Below are 16,524 nucleotides of genomic sequence, written 5' to 3'. Positions count from 1 at the left end.
GTCGCGCAGGTCCGCCCGAACCCGCATCCGACTTCCACGAGAGCAGCAATTGAGCACCAACACCTCCCAACCCGTCACCCGCGTGAGCGAGCTCGACGGCGGAACACGCTTCAACGCGGCGCTCGTGAGCGCCATGGGGGTTGCACTGGCGACGCTCCTCACCTGCCTGGTCGTGATGAACGAGCGCGACCTGACCCTCGTCCTCTCGCCGTTCACCACCCTGAGCAACACGTTCGACTTCTACTCGCTGCCGGTGCTGGTTCTGCTGTTCCTCGTCACGCTCGTCGGCTGGCTCGGCTGGCTCAGGAGCTGGTGGATCGCCGCGATCGCCGGGTTCGTGCTGGCGCTGATCGCTGGCACGGTCGGGTACGTCGTGCGGCTCGCGACGGGCGGTGCCGACTTCACTGGCGAGACCTGGTCGGCGATCTTCATGGAGTTCTTCGGACTCAACTTCGTGTTCCTCGTGTCCGCCACGGTGTACACGGCCATCATCGGGCCCGCCCTGTTCCGTCGGCAGGTCGCCGACATGCTCCGGGATGTGTCCGGGCGGGTCGCGCACGCCGGGGAGCTCCGACGGTTCTCCGAGTCGAACAGCAAGCTCGCACTCGTGCGCATCCCCGCCGCGAACCCGCAGGACGCCCAGGTCACGTTCCAGGAGCGAGCCGAGGTCGATCGGGATCGCGCCAACGAGCAGTGGGAGTCCTATGTGGCGCTGCTCGATGAGCACGGCTGGGAGACGCGCGAGGTCCCTGCGGCCGAGACCATGCCGGATTCGGTCTTCACCGAGGACCAGGTGATCGTGCTAGGTGAGGTCGCGATTCTGGGTCGCAGCGGTGCGGCGTCCCGGCGCGCCGAGCTGCCCGGCGTGCGCGCGGCGCTCGCCGAGACCGAGCTCGTCACGATGGAGATCGAGGCCCCGGCGACGTTGGATGGCGGCGACGTGCTCCTGGCTGGCGACACGGTCTATGTGGGTGCCTCCACGCGCACCAACGCGGAGGGCATCCGCGCGCTCCGCGAGATCGCGCTCGACCTCGGATACCGGGTCGTCGCGGTGCCCATCAGGGGTGCCCTGCACCTGAAGACCGTCGCGACGGCGCTGCCGGACGGCACCATCATCGCGTGGACGCCGGCCCTCGAGCAGCCGTCGCTCTTCGGCGGCTACATCGAGGCACCAGAGTTGCTGGGAGCCAGCGTCCTGCCGCTCGACTCCGAGACCGTTCTCGTGTCAGCGGCGGCCCCGGCGACCGCGAAGCTCGTGAAGCGCCTCGGCTACAGTGTCGTGTCCCTCGACATCTCGGAGTTCGAGAAGCTCGAGGGCGGCGTCACCTGCCTCTCGGCCCGCGCCTACTAGGCGGAAGCCGAGGGCGGCGGCACAGCTCGCGTCACAGCGAGCCGGTGCCGTGGTCGTTGAGCACGCGCTCACCGATCGTCTCGCCGTACTGCGTCTCACCCGTGACGACGAAGCCCAGGCTCCGGAAGAAATCTCCCGGCCCCAGGTCGCCCTCTTCCCAGATGGTCGTCACCTTGTCGAACCCGCGGCGTGCGGCCTCGTCGAGGATCGCCGTGACGGCGAACGACCCGACGCCGCGGCGCTGGAAGTCCGCGTCGACGTTCATGCGCATGATCGTGGCCCTGAACAGCTCGTCGGGGGCGTCCTCATCGAAGTTCGCCATGATGAAGCCCACGACCCGACCGTCGAGCACCACGACCCTCGGCCACGACGTCGTCTGGTTGACGTAGGCCTCCGAGATCGAGTGCGAGACGGGCGCGACGAACGCCTCCTGGCCTGGTTTCAGCGTGAGCGTGTTGGCGGCGACGATGTTGTCGGCGGACAGCTCTTCGATATACAGCTCGCTCATGGATGCAGAGTAGCGGTCCGTCTGAGTATTTCTCCGAATGCGTCCCCGGTAGGCTGGAGGCAAACCGCGCGCAGAAGGAGGACTTTATGGCGAAGATCAAGGTCGAAGGAACGGTTGTCGAGCTCGACGGCGACGAGATGACCCGCATCATCTGGCAGAAGATCAAAGACACGCTCATCCACCCGTACCTCGACGTGAACCTCGAGTACTACGACCTGGGCATCGAGAAGCGCGACGAGACCGACGACCAGATCACGGTCGACGCGGCTCACGCGATCCAGAAGCATGGCGTCGGCATCAAGTGCGCGACGATCACTCCAGACGAGGCACGCGTCGAGGAGTTCGGCCTCAAGCAGATGTGGCGCTCCCCGAACGGCACCATCCGCAACATCCTGGGCGGCGTCATCTTCCGTGAGCCCATCATCATCTCGAACATCCCGCGCCTCGTGCCGGGCTGGAACAAGCCCATCATCGTCGGCCGCCACGCATTCGGCGACCAGTACCGGGCTACCGACTTCCGCTTCGCCGGCGAGGGCAAGCTCACGGTCGAGTTCACGCCGGACGACGGCTCCGAGCCGCAGAAGTTCGAGGTCTTCCACTCGCCGGGCGACGGAATCGCCCAGGTGCAGTACAACCTCGACGCGTCGATCACCGACTTCGCTCGCGCGTCGCTCAACTACGGACTCACGCGCGGCTACCCCGTGTACCTGTCGACGAAGAACACGATCCTGAAGAAGTACGACGGTCGCTTCAAGGACATCTTCCAGGAGATCTTCGAGGCCGAGTTCAAGGACAAGTTCGAGGCTGCCGGCATCACGTACGAGCACCGCCTCATCGACGACATGGTCGCGGCGTCCCTCAAGTGGGAGGGCGGCTACGTCTGGGCCTGCAAGAACTACGACGGCGACGTGCAGTCGGACACCGTCGCGCAGGGCTTCGGCTCGCTCGGGCTCATGACGAGCGTGCTCACGACGCCCGACGGCAAGGTCGTCGAGGCTGAGGCCGCGCACGGCACGGTCACGCGCCACTACCGTCAGCACCAGCAGGGCAAGCCGACGTCGACGAACCCGATCGCCTCGATCTACGCCTGGACGCGCGGCCTCGCGCACCGCGGCAAGCTCGACGGCAACCAGGACCTCATCGACTTCACGCAGGCCCTCGAAGAGGTGGTCATCGAGACCGTCGAGTCCGGCAAGATGACGAAGGACCTCGCCGCGCTCGTCGGTGAGGGAACCCCGTACCAGACGACCGACGACTTCATGAACTCGATCGCCGAGAACCTCGCCGCACGAGTGTCCGCGTAGGCGACACCACGGCACAGGGGCTCTCGCCTCACAAGCCCCGCATCCTGCTTCGGCAGGGTGCGGGGCTTCTGCGTGCGGCCGGCTCCTGGCCTGCGGAGAATAGGGTGGATGCATGAGCACCTCGCCAGTCCGCATCACCGTCACGGGAGCAGCAGGCAACATCGGCTACTCGCTCCTCTTCCGCATCGCATCCGGCTCCATGCTCGGCGATACCCCGGTCGAGCTGCGGCTCCTGGAGATCCCGCAGGCTATCAAGGCCGCCGAGGGAACGGCGATGGAGCTCGCGGACGGCGCCTTCCCGCTGCTCCGTTCCGTGGACGTCTTCGACGACGCCGATGCGGCCTTCGACGGCACGAGCATCGCGCTGCTCGTCGGCTCCATGCCGAGGCGCGACGGCATGGACCGAGCCGACCTGCTCGAGGCGAACGGCGGCATCTTCGCGCCCCAGGGGCGCGCGATCGGCGAGCACGCCGCTGACGACATCCGCGTGCTCGTCGTCGGAAACCCGGCCAACACGAACGCCTTGATCGCGCGCGCGGCAGCCCCCGACGTGCCGGGGGAGCGGTTCACGGCCATGATGCGCCTCGACCACAACCGCGCCATCGCGCAGCTCGCGGCCAAAGCAGGCGCTGGCGCCGGAGAGGTGTCGCGCATCCACGTCTGGGGCAACCACTCGAACACGCAGGTGCCGGATGTCGACCACGGCACGATCGGCGGCGTCCCGATTCGTGAGCGCATCGCCGATGACGCGTGGATCGACGGCGACTTCACCACGACCGTCGCGACGCGCGGAGCCGCCATCATCGCGGCCCGCGGGGCGTCCTCCGCCGCGTCTGCGGCCTCGGCCGCGGTCGACCACGTGCGCGACTGGGTGCTCGGCACACCGGAGAGGGACTGGACGACGGCGGCCCTGCCGTCGGAGGGCCACTACGGGATCCCCGAGGGGCTCGTCGCCGGAGTGCCGGTCATCTCGCGTGGCGGCCAGTGGGAGGTGGTGCAGGGCCTCGAGGTCAGCGAGCTGACGCGGACGCGCCTCGCCGCGACCGTCGCGGACCTCGAAGCGGAACGCGATAGCGTTGTCCGTCTGGGATTCGTTCCGTCGACCTCCTGAAGTGAGAAGAGCAGCAATGACCAATGCCGAACCGGGCGTCCTCGCACTGGAGGTGCTGATCCGTCGTGACGGCGTCGGCGAGATCCGGGAAGGCGGCGCTGTCGAGCGCATCATCGCGGCCGACGCGGACGAGCTTCGCTCGGAGATCATGACGCGCGTCGTCGATCGCGCGACGCGCGAGGAGATCGTGATCGACCTCCGCACGATCGACATCGACGGCGTCTTCCCCCTCCGGGTGTCGCCAGATGGAAGCCTCGTCGAGACGGGCGACGTCGGCGAGCTCGCACCAGGCGACGACCAGCTGACCGACCGGCTCGCGCACGCCGAGCCAGCGGAGTCGGGCATTTCGGCTGAGCCGGCCGTCGACGGCGGCTACGAGGCCTCGACAGGCGCGAACAGCGATGGCTTCCTCCCGCAGGGCAACGTGCACGAGACCGTGCGCATCCCTCGAGTCGAGATGATGCACCATGCGCTCGACCACGAGTCCGACGACGATGGCGTCATCCCCGGCCCGCCGCAGGGACAGGCAGACGGGCCAGCCCCCGCGCCGGAGCTCGACGACGGACGACGCGACGCGACGCAGGGTGCGCCCGTGCCACAGGCGGAGACCCCACCCGTGTGGTTCGAGGACCGGATCGACGAAGACGGCCTCGAGGACACCCAGCCGTGGCAGCCGCGCTTCCCCCGCGACGCCCGCGCGCAGCGCGACCTCGACGAGGTCGAGAATGTCGAGACGGGACCGCGCGACATCATCCGACCCGGCCTGCCGCCCAGACCGACGAACACCGCACCGGTCGCCGCATCCGCCTCGGCAGGCACCGTGTCGAAGGCCGCATCCAGCACCGCCCCGGAGCGTCGCAAGAGCGACACCTCCGCGCCGACCCTCGCCGACCTCCTCGCCGACAAGCAGGCGGCGCCCGAAGCGCCCGCCCAGCAGGGATGGCGCAGCGCGCTGCGCGTCGGCACCGGAGGGCTCATCAAGCTCGGCCCGGGCGAAGCTGAGCGCATCAAGCGGGACGAGATCCGTCGAGTGCAGCGCCAGTTCGACGGATCAAGGACCGTCGTCGTCATGAACCCCAAGGGCGGCGCCCACAAGACCACGGCCACGCTCATGATCGCCGCCACGTTCGGTGAGATCCGCGGCGGCTACACGCTCGCCTGGGACAACAACGAGACGCGCGGCACCCTCGGGTGGCGCTCGCACCCAGGCAGCCACCGCAACACGGCCGTCGACTTCCTCAGGCAGCTGCCACGCTTCGAGGTCTCCGGAGGCGCGACCATCGCCGACGTCGACCGCTTCGTACGACCCCAGGGCGACGCCCAGTTCGACGTGCTCGCATCCGACGACGACGCCGCTTCGGCCGCCATCATCGACGCAGAGGCGTTCTCGCGCATGCACCGCACCCTCAGCCGCTTCTACCGCGTGCTCGTCGTCGACACCGGCAACAACATGCGCGCCAGCAACTGGGAAGCCGCCCTCGACGTCGCCGACCAGCTCGTCATCGTCTCCACCGCACGCGAGGACACCGCCGCATCCGCAGCCTGGCTCGCCGACGGCCTCCGAGAGCGGGGCTTCGGGGACAAGCTCGAGAACGCGGTCACGATCCTCTCGAGCCCCTCCGCGAAGGAGGACCAGGCGCTCACCGTCCGTCTGCGTCACCACTTCGAACGGCTCACCCGCGCCGTCGTTGAGGTACCGTACGACCAGGCTTTCGTCGGCGGTGGTGAGCTGAGCGTGTCCAGCCTCAAGCCCGCGACGCGCGACGCGTGGCGCACCGCGACCGCCGCCATCGCGGAACGCCTCTGACCGAATCCCAGACCTAGGAACCCAGTGCTCACGATCACCCACACCTCCCGTGCTGCCAGCCCGGAGGAGATGGACGACATCCAGACCGGTCTCAACGACCGCTACGGAGTGGTCCTCTCGTCCGGCGTCGAGTACCCGGGCAGGTACACGCGATGGGACATCGGGTTCATCGATCCACCGCTCATGATCGAGGGGCGAGGCTTCGCCCTGCGGATGCGCGCCCTCAACGAGCGCGGCAGCATCCCGCTGAAAGCCTTCACCGAGGCGTTCGAGCGCCTGGATGGCGTCACGGTGCGGGTGCTCGCCGACGGCGAGGTCAAGATCGACGTGACCTCGCAGCGCGACGAGATCATCCCGGAAGAGCAGCGCACGCGGAGGCGTTCCAGCTTCAGCGTGCTGCGAGCCATCATCGAGACCATGCCGGACGACGCGCCCCACCTCGGCCTCTACGGCTCGTTCGGCTACGACCTCGTGCGGCAGATCGAGGCCCTCGACGCCCCGAACGGCGGCGACCAGCGCGACCTCGTCGTGTTCCTGCCCGACTCCGTGCTCGCCGTCGACCGCCAGCGCGGCGACGCCACGCGCCACGACTTCGAGTTCTCCGACGGCATCACCTCGACCGAGGGCATGCCACGCACCCAGGTGCCGAGCCCCTTCGTCGCACCCGCAGCATCCGCGCAGTCATCGCGCGACCACGAGCCGGGGGAGTACGCGGCGCTCGTCGAGTCGGCCAAGGCCTCCTTCGCCCGCGGCGACCTGTTCGAGGTCGTGCCCGGTCAGGCCTTCCGACGCCCCGTCCGCACCACCCCAGCCGACGTCTTCGCCTACCTGAAGCGCAACAACCCGGCCCCGTACGGCGCGCTCATGAACCTCGGCGGGCAGGAGTTCCTCGTGAGCGCCAGCCCCGAGATGTTCGTCCGCGTCGCGGGCAGCCGCGTCGAGACCGTGCCCATCTCCGGCACCATCGCCCGCGGGGCCGACGCGATCGAAGACGCCGACCGCATCCTCGAGCTCCTCAACAGCGACAAGGACCGCTCCGAGCTCACCATGTGCACCGACGTGGACCGCAACGACAAGTCGCGCGTCTGCGAGCCCGAGTCGATCAAGATCATCGGCCGACGCCAGGTCGAGCTGTACTCGAAGGTCATCCACACGGTCGACCACGTCGAGGGGCGACTGCGCCCCGAATTCGACGGGCTGGATGCGTTCGCGACCCACATGTGGGCCGTCACCGTCACCGGGGCCCCGAAGATCTGGGCCATGCGCTTCATCGACGAGCACGAACGCAGCCCGCGCACCTGGTACGGCGGGGCCATCGGCGTGCTGCACGCCAACGGCGACGTCAACACCGGGCTGACGATCCGCACCGCCATGATTCGCGACGGCATCGCCGAGGTCCGTGCCGGCGGCACGCTGCTCATGGACTCGACCCCAGCCGCCGAAGAGCTCGAGACCGAGATGAAGGCCTCCGCGCTCCTCGAGGCGCTCGACGCCGCCGCCGAGTCCGCATCCCCCGAGGTCGCCGCCGAGCCGGCGCCTTCCTTGAGCGGCCGCGGTCACCGCATCCTCTTCCTCGACCACGAGGACTCGTTCGTGCAGATGCTGGCCGGCTATATGCGCGAGACCGGCGCAGAAGTGCGCACCGTGCGCATCCCCAAGGGCGGCATCGAGCGTGAGGAGATGGCCCGCATCCTGGACGAGCAGCAGCCATCGCTTGTCGTCATGTCGCCCGGGCCCGGCGCGCCGAGCGACTTCAAGTCGTCCGAGCTGCTCGACGAGATCGTCGACCGTTCGCTTCCCATCTTCGGCGTCTGCCTCGGGCAGCAAGCCATCGGGGAGTACTTCGGCGCATCCCTCGGCCAGCTCGGGTACCCGCTGCACGGGCAGGAGCGGGAGGTCGTCGTGACCAACCCGGGATTCCTGGACGCCCTGCCGGAGCGCTTCGTCACGGGCCGATACCACTCGCTCCACATCGACCCCGCGACGATGCCGGAGAGCCTCGTGCTCGTCGCATCCGACGACGACGGCATCCCGATGGCGATCCAGCACCGAGACCTGCCGATCTTCGCGGTGCAGTTCCACCCGGAATCGCTCATGACGCTCCGCGACTCCGCCGGGAAGCGCATCATCGAGGCCGTCATGGAGCGCATTCCCGCGCGGGTGCCTGCGGCCTGAGCCACGTCCGTCATAGCGCGTGGCCGACTTCCGTGATGGACGGGAAGATCTGGCGTGCTGACGGGCGTCGGGAGCGTTTTCGTCACGCAAGTCGGTCCGGGCAAGCGTCAGGCACGGATGCCGGGCGCCGTCACGGGTGCCTTGGGCGTCAAGAGGCCGTGGGCGGCAGCGCCGCGGCGCTGCTCGTTGGCAGCGGAGCACTCAGCGACGACCTTTGACGCCTGCCAACGGCACCCGCAGTAGACCGGCCGGTCCAACTTCCGTGATGGATGCGCGTGGCTGAGGCGCCCGGGGCCCGTTGGCGTCGTCTCGTCCCGGAAGCGGGTCAGGCGCCGGGCCGTCGGCGCGAGCCGCGTAGGTGGCTGCCTTCGGCGAGGAGTGCCCGCAGTGTGGCCTCGACACGCGGCCACTGGAACATCACCTGCTCGTAGGTCAAGCGCAGGACTCGGTATCCGAGCCTGTTCAGCACCAGGTCTCGACGGCGGTCATTCCGAGAGTGCCACTCCGCGGAATGAAACTCCTTAGAGTCGCACTCGATGACGAGGCGATCGCCGACAAGCAGGTCCACATGGCCGACGCCGACCACGTGGAACTGCGGAGTGACGCGCACGCCGCGCAGCTGGAGCCACAACCGGACGATGCTCTCCGTGCCGGATTGGCTCCGCGCATCCACGAATTTCAGCTTCTCGCGCGCGCTCACGGCGAGCGGGGCGGCCAGCTCGGTGAGCGAGCTTCGCGTGATGAGGCGCAACTGGAGCGCCGAGTCGGCGACGACGACAAGGTCGCGTTCGGGGAGGCACAGGAGCGCGCATTCGAGAGCAAGATCGATGTCGTCAACCGCATGCTTCTCAAGCGGGCGAGCTTGATGGACTGAGGCTCGATGCAGGACCACTTCACCCGTGCGGGGGTTGGAAGACGTTGTGCGCGTGATGCCGAGCGCGCTCGCTGCGATTCGCACATGCACCCCGGAGTGAGGCGGAGTCCATACTCCTTGCGAACTGAGAGCCGTGAGGCAAGTGGCGCGACCGTGCAGGCGCACAGCTTCAACGACTGCGGCGGACGCGTCTGGCGTTGCAAACCAGCCAGGCGAAACCCGCCAGAAGGTCCCTTGTTTGAGCGACGCCTCTAACCCGCGGCGAGTTCCGCCCTCTCCATTCCATTCAGCGCGCGAGAAGACCCCTCCGCTGGTTCGCGCGGGCGCTCTCGCAGTTGCTGGTTCTGGCATGCGCCAAGCACAGCGCAGATCTACCGACCCGTGAACAGGAAGCTGGCCTCCTGTGGAGTCGTCGCCATCCACAGCTCGCCTGCTGCGAAGTACGTGTCCAACTTCCGTGATGGGAGGCGAGCACAGAGCGCCGGCGTGCCCGAAGTGGCCGATTCATCACGGAAGTTGGCCAGCAGCAGCAGCAGCAGCAGCAGACTGACCGAAGCGAGCGGAATTCGGGTCAGTGGAAGATGATCGTGCGCTGCCCGTCGAGCAGCACGCGGTGCTCGGAGAACCACTTCACGGCCTGCGTGAGGGTGCGCGATTCTTCGTCCTGGCCGATGGCCATGAGCTCCTGGGGCGCACGTGTGTGGTCGACACGGACGACGTTCTGCTCGATGATCGGGCCCTCGTCGAGGTCGCTCGTCACGAAGTGCGCCGTCGCGCCGATGAGCTTGACGCCGCGGGCGTGCGCCTGACGGTACGGGTTCGCGCCCTTGAAGCCGGGCAGGAAGGAGTGGTGGATGTTGATGGCGCGGCCTGCGAGTTCTGCGCAGAGCTCGGGGGAGAGGATCTGCATGTAGCGGGCGAGGACTACCAGCTCGATCTGCTGCTCCTCGACGACCTGCAGGATGCGGGCCTCGAAGGCCGCTTTCTCGTCTGGCCCGGTGACGGGGAGGTATTCGAATGGCACCTCGTAGAACTCGGCGAGGCTCGCGAGGGCCTCGTTGTTCGCGAGGACAAGCGGGACGTCGATGTGGAGGTGGCCGGAGCGTTGACGGAAGAGGAGGTCGTTGACGCAGTGGCCGGCTTTCGTCGCGAGGATGAGGGTGCGAACGGGGCGGCCGGCCTCGTCGAGGGAGACCTCGGCGCTGAAGCGCTCGGCGACTGGCTCGAGGCGGGCGAGGAGGTCCTCGCGGCTGGCGTCGGTGCGGATGTCGACGCGCATGAAGAAGCGACCGGTGTCTGTCGAGGAGAACTGCTGGAGTTCTTCGATGTTGCCCGCGGAGTCGACGATGGCTCCCGTGATGGCGTGCACGATGCCGGGCTGGTCTGGGCAGTTGAGGGTGAGCACCCATCGAGTTGCTTCTTGAATCACCACATCAGGGTAGCCGTCCTGCGCCTGAGGGGTAGACTTCACTGTGGTCGTGCGTATCGCTCGGCCCCCGGCGTGCCGGTACGCACGCAGTCGACTCCCTGGCGAGGGTTCCCGCTCGCCCGGAGTGCGCCGTTCGGATATTGCGAATGACTTCTCTCTCTGCTCCTGTGATGACGTCTGCCCCCAGGCTGCCGCTCGTCCCCCTGATCGCGCTTGCGTTCTCCACGTTCATCAGCGTCACGATCGAGATGCTGCCAACTGGCCTGCTCGAGCTCATGACCGTCGACCTCGGCGCGACGCGTGCGGAGATCGGCTGGCTCATGACGATCTTCGCCTTCACGGTCGTGCTGACGAGCACCCCGCTGACGGCGCTCACGAAGCGCGTCCCTCGACACGCGCTGCTGGTCGTGGTCCTCGCGGTCTTCGCGATCGGCTCCATAGCTTCGGCGTTTGCGCCCACGTACGCGTGGCTCGTCGTGACGCGCGTGGTCACGGGCCTCGCCCACGGCGTGTTCTGGGCGGTCGTCGCCTCCTATATCTCGCTCATCGCCCCGAAGGAGCTGCTGACGCGCGCGGTGTCGATCACGCTCGGCGGCGGCGCGATCGCCTACGTCCTCGGGGTGCCGATCGGCACCGCGCTCGGGCAGGCGTTCGGCTGGCGGTTCGCCTTCGGCTCGCTCGCGGTCGTGACGCTGCTCGTGGCGGTGCTGCTCTGGTTCCTGCTGCCACGCGTCAACCACCTCGACGACTCCTATTACACGCGCCCGATCGCGCTTCCGGATGACTCGGACGAGGATGCGGTGCCTGCGAAGCGCGTCCGCTTCGCGCAGCGCTCGCTACTGACGGTGATCCTGCTGTGCGTGATCACGCTCATCACGATGACGGCTCAGTACGCCTTCTACTCCTACATCTCGCCGTATTCGCTCGACGTCATCGGCTTCCCCGTCGAGACGCTGAGCCTCGTGCTCTTCGCCTACGGCATCGCCTCGGCGGGCGGGACGGCGCTCGCCGGTGTGTTCTTCACGGCACGGCCGCGCGTCGGCCTCGCGACCGGCTACGGCCTCATGCTCATCGCCGTGACGCTGCTGCTGTTCGCGCACGACACGACGGTGGCGCTCATCGCGCTGGTCATCTGGGGGCTCGGGATGGGCGTGCTGCCGCCGCTGCTGCAGTCGCGCATCCTGAACGCCGCCCCGTCGCGCCACCGCGACCTGTCGAGCGCGCTGTACACGTCGGGCTTCAACTTCGGTATCGGCTCGGGTGCGCTCGTGGGCGGTCTGCTGCTGGATGCGGCGGGTCTCGTGGCGCTGCCGGTGTTCTTCCTGGCGATGGTCGGGCTCGGCCTGGTGAGCGCGCTGGTGCTCGACGCGGTGCTGGCTAGGCGTCCGCTGCAGCAGACGAGCTGACGCCGGACGAGCTGAACGCCGCCGGGGTCGCCGCTGGCAGGGTGATGGCGGCGGTGCTGAGGCCGGTCGCGCTGAGGTCGTCGGCGACCCGTTGGAGTCCGTCTCGCACTGCGGCGATGGTCGGCGACGCTGCGCTCGCGGTTCGGATCGACGTGAAGATCTCGCGCCGTGGTGCACCCGCGAGGCTGAGGAATCGCACGTTGGGCGTGGAGTGGGCCCAGGTGAGGTCGTTGAGGATGCCGACGGCGTGGCCGGTCTCGATGAACCGCATCTGCGCCTGCAGGTCGGCGGTCTCGTAGCGCACGTCGGGTTCGAAGCCCGCGACGCGGCACTGCTGCTCTCCCCAGTGGCGGGATGCTGAGCCCTGCGGTTCCATGACCCAGGCGAGCTCCGCTGCGTCGGCGAGGGTGGTGACGGGGGAGTCGACGGGCACGGCGAGGCGCAGCGCGTCGCCGGTGAGGAGCCGCTGGTCGAGCCCGGGGTGGTGGGGCGCGGCGTGGCCGGGGTACTGCTCGGCGACGACGACGTCGAAGTCTCCCGCGAAGGTGTCGAAGAGCGCGGATTCCGGTTCGTGCTGCACCATCTCGATGCGGAGGCCCGGGTGCTCTTCTTCCAGGACGCGGAGGAGCGGCGGGATGAGCGTGAGGGCCGCGGATTGGAACACGGCGATGCGAACCGTGCCGACGGCGCGGCTGGTGGAGGCGAGGACCTCCTGCTCTGCGATCTCGAGTCGTTCGAGGATCTCGGCCGTGTGCCCTGCGAGGATCTCGGCCTGCTGGGTGAGTTGCACGCGGCGCCCGTGCTTGCGGAGGAGTTCGACGCCGAGTTCGGCTTCGAGGGCCGAGAGCTGCTGCGAGACGGCCGACGGCGAGAAGTTGAGCGCCTTGGCGACTTCGGCGAGGGTGCCGCGGAGCTGTACTTCGCGGAGGAGTCGGAGCTTGCGTACGTCGAGCATGATCAATCATCACACGCGCTGACGGAAACGCGTCAATTTCCTTCACTTTACCTAACGGAAGTCGGGTGCCGATACTGGTCACATGACCGCCACCGAGACGCCTGTCTTCCCCACAGATTCCCTCACCGAGCTCGCTCCGGAGGCTGTCGCGCTCGTGCGCCGATGGCTGACCGAGGCGGCCGAGATCCCGGTGGATGCATCCGCCGCTCAGCTCGCCGGCGTGCTGAAGGATCCGCAGGGTCTCGACTTCACGGTCGGGTTCGTGGACGGGGTGGTGCGTCCCGAGGACCTCAAGGTCGCTGCGCGCAAGCTCGGCGCGATCGCCGATCAGGTGCCCGGCTTCCTGCCCTGGTACATGAAGAGCGCCGTGCGGGTCGGTGGCACGGTCGCGCCCGTCCTGCCTGGCGTCGTCGTGCCGGCCGCACGCAAGGTGCTGCGGGACATGGTCGGGCACCTCATCATCGACGCGACGGATTCGAAGCTCGGGCCCGCGATCGAGAAGATCCGCGGGAAGGGCGTGCGGCTCAACATGAACCTCCTCGGCGAGGCGGTGCTCGGCAAGAAGGAAGCGGCGCGTCGTCTCGACGGCACGACGAAGCTCCTGGCTCGCGACGACGTCGACTACGTCTCGATCAAGGTCTCCTCCACAACCGCACCGCATCAGCCGTGGGCGTTCGACGAGGCCGTCGCCGATGTCGTCGAGGAGCTGACTCCGCTCTACCGGCTCGCCGTGAAGAGCCCGACGCGCAAGTTCATCAACCTCGACATGGAGGAGTACAAGGATCTCGAGATGACCATGGCGGTCTTCACGCGCATCCTGGACGACCCCGAGTTCCTGAACCTCGAGGCCGGCATCGTGCTGCAGGCCTACCTCCCAGACGCGCTCGGGGCGATGATCCGACTGCAGGAGTGGTCAGCGGAGCGCGTCGCGCGTGGCGGTGCACCGATCAAGGTGCGGCTCGTGAAGGGCGCGAACCTCCCCATGGAGCGCGTCGAGGCGTCGCTGCACGGCTGGCCGCTCGCGACGTGGGGCACGAAGCAGGATTCGGACACGAGCTACAAGCGGGTCATCGACTACGCGCTCACGCCTGAGCGCGTCAAGAACGTGCGCGTGGGTGTCGCTGGCCACAACCTCTTCGACGTCGCGTTCTCCTGGCTGCTCGCCCAGCGCCGGGGCGCAACCGACGGCATCGAGTACGAGATGCTGCTCGGCATGGCGCAGAGCCAGGCCGAGGTCGTGAAGCGCGAAGTCGGCGGGCTGCTGCTGTACGTGCCGGTCGTGCACCCGCAGGAGTTCGACGTGGCGATCGCCTACCTCATCCGCCGCCTCGAGGAGGGGGCGAGCCAGGACAACTTCATGTCGGCGGTGTTCGAGCTGGCTGACAACGAGGAGCTCTTCGAGCGCGAATCGCAGCGATTCATCGCGTCGCTCGACGTGCTCGACCGTGAGGTGCCAGCGAGCAACCGAGTGCAGGACCGCACGGCGCAGCCAGCCCCGCTGCCCGCTGATCGCTTCGAGGAGACTCCGGACACGGACCCGTCGCTGCCCGCCAACCAGGCGTGGGCGCGTGGAATCCGCGAACGCGCAGAGGCGTCCACGCTCGGCGCAGAGACCATCGAGGCGAACACGATCGGCACTGCCGGCGAACTGGATGCCCGCGTCACGCGTGCCGTCACGGGCAGCCAGTCGTGGGGTGCCCTGTCCGGCGCAGCGCGTGCCGAGATCCTGCACCGGGCGGGGGATGCGCTCGAGCGGCGCCGGGCTGATCTCATGGAGGTCGCCGCGTCCGAGGCGGGTAAGACCCTTGACCAGTCAGACCCCGAGATCTCTGAGGCCATCGACTTCGCGCACTACTACGCGGAGCTCGCCCGTGGGCTGGACAACGTCGACGGCGCATCCTTCGTGCCGTCGAAGGTCATCGTCGTGACGCCGCCCTGGAACTTCCCCGTCGCCATCCCGGCTGGATCGACCCTGGCAGCGCTCGCGGCGGGCGCCTCCGTCATCATCAAGCCGGCGCGGCCAGCGGCTCGCTGCGGTGCCGTCATGGTCGAGGCGCTCTGGGAGGCTGGCGTGCCGCGGGAGGTGCTGCAGTACGTGCAGTTCTCCGACCGCGAGCTGGGCAGCGAGCTCATCAAGAACCCGTCGGTCGACCGGGTCATTCTCACTGGTGGTATCGAGACGGCCGAGCTGTTCCGGTCGTTCCGCCCCGAGCTGCCGCTGCTCGCTGAGACGAGCGGCAAGAACGCCATCATCGTGACGCCGAGCGCGGACTACGACCTCGCGGCGAAGGACGTCGTGGCGTCGGCGTTCGGCCACGCAGGGCAGAAGTGCTCCGCCGCCTCCCTCGTGGTGCTGGTCGGTCAGGCGCAGCGCTCACGCCGCTTCCGCGAGCAGCTGCTCGACGCGGTGCGCTCGCTCACGGTCGGCTACCCGTGGGACGCGCCGTCGCAGATGGGGCCGATCATCACGCCGGCCTCTGGCAAGCTGCTCGACGGGCTCACGACGCTCGGCGCGGGGGAGCGCTGGGTGGTCGAGCCTCGCCAGCTCGACGACAGCGGGAAGCTCTGGAGTCCTGGCGTGCGTGCGGGCGTGCAGCGCGGCTCCGAGTTCCACCTCGTCGAGTACTTCGGCCCGATCCTCGGCATCATGACGGCGGACACGCTCGAGGAGGCGATCGAGATCGTCAACGAGGTCGACTACGGGCTGACGTCCGGCATCCACTCGCTCGACCGCGGTGAGGTGGCGCAGTGGCTCGACACGATCCAGGCGGGAAACCTCTACGTGAACCGGGGCATCACGGGCGCGATCGTGCAGCGCCAGCCGTTCGGCGGGTGGAAGAAGTCGGTGGTCGGATGCACGACCAAGGCGGGCGGGCCGAACTACCTCGTCGGCCTCGGGACGTGGGAGCGGGCTCGCGCCGTCGACATCGCCCCGGTCTCGAACGCCAGCGCGCAGACGCTCCTGGATGCGGCGGTGGCGATCGCGAAGGCGCAGCCGGCGGTGCTGACGAGTGGTGACACCGCGATGCTCGAACGCGCGCTCGGCAGCGACGCGCAGGCCTGGGCTGAGGAGTTCGGGCGCGACCGCGACGTGCAGGGGCTGTACGCCGAGCGCAACGTCTTCCGGTACCTGACGTTCCCGGGTGAGATCACGGTGCGGCTCTCCGAGGGTGCACGCGTCGCGGATCTCCTGCGGGTCGTCGCGGCCGGACTCGTCGCCGGAGCGCAGCTGCGGGTCTCGACGGGGGTCGAGCTGCCCTCGGCGGCCAAGGCGGCGCTCGCGGGGGCCGGCGTGCGCATGCGGGCTGAGTCCGACGCGGAGTTCCTCTCGGCCGCAGGTTCGCTTCGAGGTGGGCGGATGCGTCTCATCGGCGGCGATGCGGTCGCGTTGGCGCGTGCCGTGGACGGCCGGGTGGACCTGGCGATCTACTCGGGAGCAGTGACCGAATCCGGTCGGGTGGAGACGCTGCCATTCCTTCGGGAGCAGGCGGTGTCCATAACGGCGCACCGTTTCGGCACGCCGAACGCGCTCACCGAGGGTCTTCTCTCTCGGTGATGTTCGATCGCAATCGAGGTCGCTGAATACCCCCGCGATTCTCCAGCC

At 68.4% G+C, this 16,524-nt stretch carries 12 protein-coding genes; 8 read left to right on the top strand and 4 right to left on the bottom strand.

All coding sequences use genetic code 11. The features are described 5' to 3' along the window. Positions 1 to 49: 49 nt before the first annotated feature. Entirely contained in the window at positions 50 to 1,351 is a 1,302-nt protein-coding gene (locus tag C5B97_RS18260; protein ID WP_258068283.1) for a dimethylarginine dimethylaminohydrolase family protein, read from the top strand. A gap of 31 nt (positions 1,352 to 1,382) precedes the next feature. Here C5B97_RS18260 and C5B97_RS14030 read toward each other — a convergent pair whose 3' ends face one another. Beyond that, positions 1,383 to 1,859: a GNAT family N-acetyltransferase gene (locus C5B97_RS14030; RefSeq protein ID WP_104312673.1), complete on the bottom strand. Its 477-nt coding sequence runs from the start codon at positions 1,857 to 1,859 to the stop codon at positions 1,383 to 1,385. Positions 1,860 to 1,945: 86 nt separating this feature from the next. On the opposite strand from C5B97_RS14030, the gene C5B97_RS14025 reads away from it, so the two are divergent. The 4 genes from C5B97_RS14025 (at position 1,946) to C5B97_RS14010 (ending at position 8,256) form a co-directional block, all read left to right on the top strand. Beyond that, on the top strand, positions 1,946 to 3,163 hold the full coding sequence (locus C5B97_RS14025) for an NADP-dependent isocitrate dehydrogenase (RefSeq protein WP_104312672.1): 1,218 nt from the start codon (positions 1,946 to 1,948) through the stop codon (positions 3,161 to 3,163). A gap of 112 nt (positions 3,164 to 3,275) precedes the next feature. After that, positions 3,276 to 4,274: a malate dehydrogenase gene (locus C5B97_RS14020; RefSeq protein WP_104312671.1), complete on the top strand. Its 999-nt coding sequence runs from the start codon at positions 3,276 to 3,278 to the stop codon at positions 4,272 to 4,274. A gap of 16 nt (positions 4,275 to 4,290) precedes the next feature. Continuing rightward, positions 4,291 to 6,081, top strand: a complete 1,791-nt coding sequence (locus C5B97_RS14015) for a hypothetical protein (RefSeq protein WP_104312670.1) — start codon at positions 4,291 to 4,293, stop codon at positions 6,079 to 6,081. Positions 6,082 to 6,105: 24 nt separating this feature from the next. After that, positions 6,106 to 8,256, top strand: coding sequence for an anthranilate synthase component I (locus C5B97_RS14010; protein WP_258068282.1), 2,151 nt, complete (start codon positions 6,106 to 6,108; stop codon positions 8,254 to 8,256). Positions 8,257 to 8,581: 325 nt separating this feature from the next. Here the strand turns inward: C5B97_RS14010 and C5B97_RS18380 are convergent, their stop codons facing one another. Next, complete coding sequence (locus C5B97_RS18380) at positions 8,582 to 8,842, bottom strand: endonuclease domain-containing protein (RefSeq protein WP_368845303.1); 261 nt, start codon at positions 8,840 to 8,842, stop codon at positions 8,582 to 8,584. On the opposite strand from C5B97_RS18380, the gene C5B97_RS18255 reads away from it, so the two are divergent. After that, positions 8,825 to 9,130 carry a hypothetical protein gene (locus tag C5B97_RS18255; RefSeq protein ID WP_258068281.1) on the top strand — a complete coding sequence of 102 codons (306 nt, stop codon included), beginning with the start codon at positions 8,825 to 8,827 and terminating at the stop codon, positions 9,128 to 9,130. The genes C5B97_RS18380 and C5B97_RS18255 overlap by 18 nt on opposite strands. A 571-nt stretch (positions 9,131 to 9,701) precedes the next feature. On the opposite strand, the gene purU is transcribed toward C5B97_RS18255, so the two are convergent. Then, a complete protein-coding gene (gene purU, locus C5B97_RS14000) occupies positions 9,702 to 10,556 on the bottom strand; it encodes a formyltetrahydrofolate deformylase (protein WP_104254092.1) in 855 nt (284 codons plus the stop codon). Between the two features lie 173 nt (positions 10,557 to 10,729). Between purU and C5B97_RS13995 the strand changes: the two genes are divergently transcribed. Beyond that, positions 10,730 to 11,965 (top strand): MFS transporter, encoded by a 1,236-nt coding sequence (locus C5B97_RS13995; RefSeq protein ID WP_258068280.1) that lies wholly within the window; start codon positions 10,730 to 10,732, stop codon positions 11,963 to 11,965. Here C5B97_RS13995 and C5B97_RS13990 read toward each other — a convergent pair. Further along, the gene (locus C5B97_RS13990) at positions 11,937 to 12,920 is read right to left on the bottom strand and encodes a LysR family transcriptional regulator (RefSeq protein WP_104312772.1); all 984 of its coding nucleotides are present in this window, start codon (positions 12,918 to 12,920) and stop codon (positions 11,937 to 11,939) included. The genes C5B97_RS13995 and C5B97_RS13990 overlap by 29 nt on opposite strands. A gap of 82 nt (positions 12,921 to 13,002) precedes the next feature. On the opposite strand from C5B97_RS13990, the gene C5B97_RS13985 reads away from it, so the two are divergent. After that, positions 13,003 to 16,476 carry a bifunctional proline dehydrogenase/L-glutamate gamma-semialdehyde dehydrogenase gene (locus C5B97_RS13985; protein ID WP_104312667.1) on the top strand — a complete coding sequence of 1,158 codons (3,474 nt, stop codon included), beginning with the start codon at positions 13,003 to 13,005 and terminating at the stop codon, positions 16,474 to 16,476. Positions 16,477 to 16,524 lie beyond the last annotated feature (48 nt).

This window comes from Pseudoclavibacter sp. RFBB5, from assembly GCF_002931555.1.
Taxonomy (GTDB): domain Bacteria; phylum Actinomycetota; class Actinomycetes; order Actinomycetales; family Microbacteriaceae; genus Pseudoclavibacter.
The sequence above is the reverse complement of the archived record's forward strand: the minus strand, read 5'-3'. Positions and strand labels throughout refer to the sequence as shown.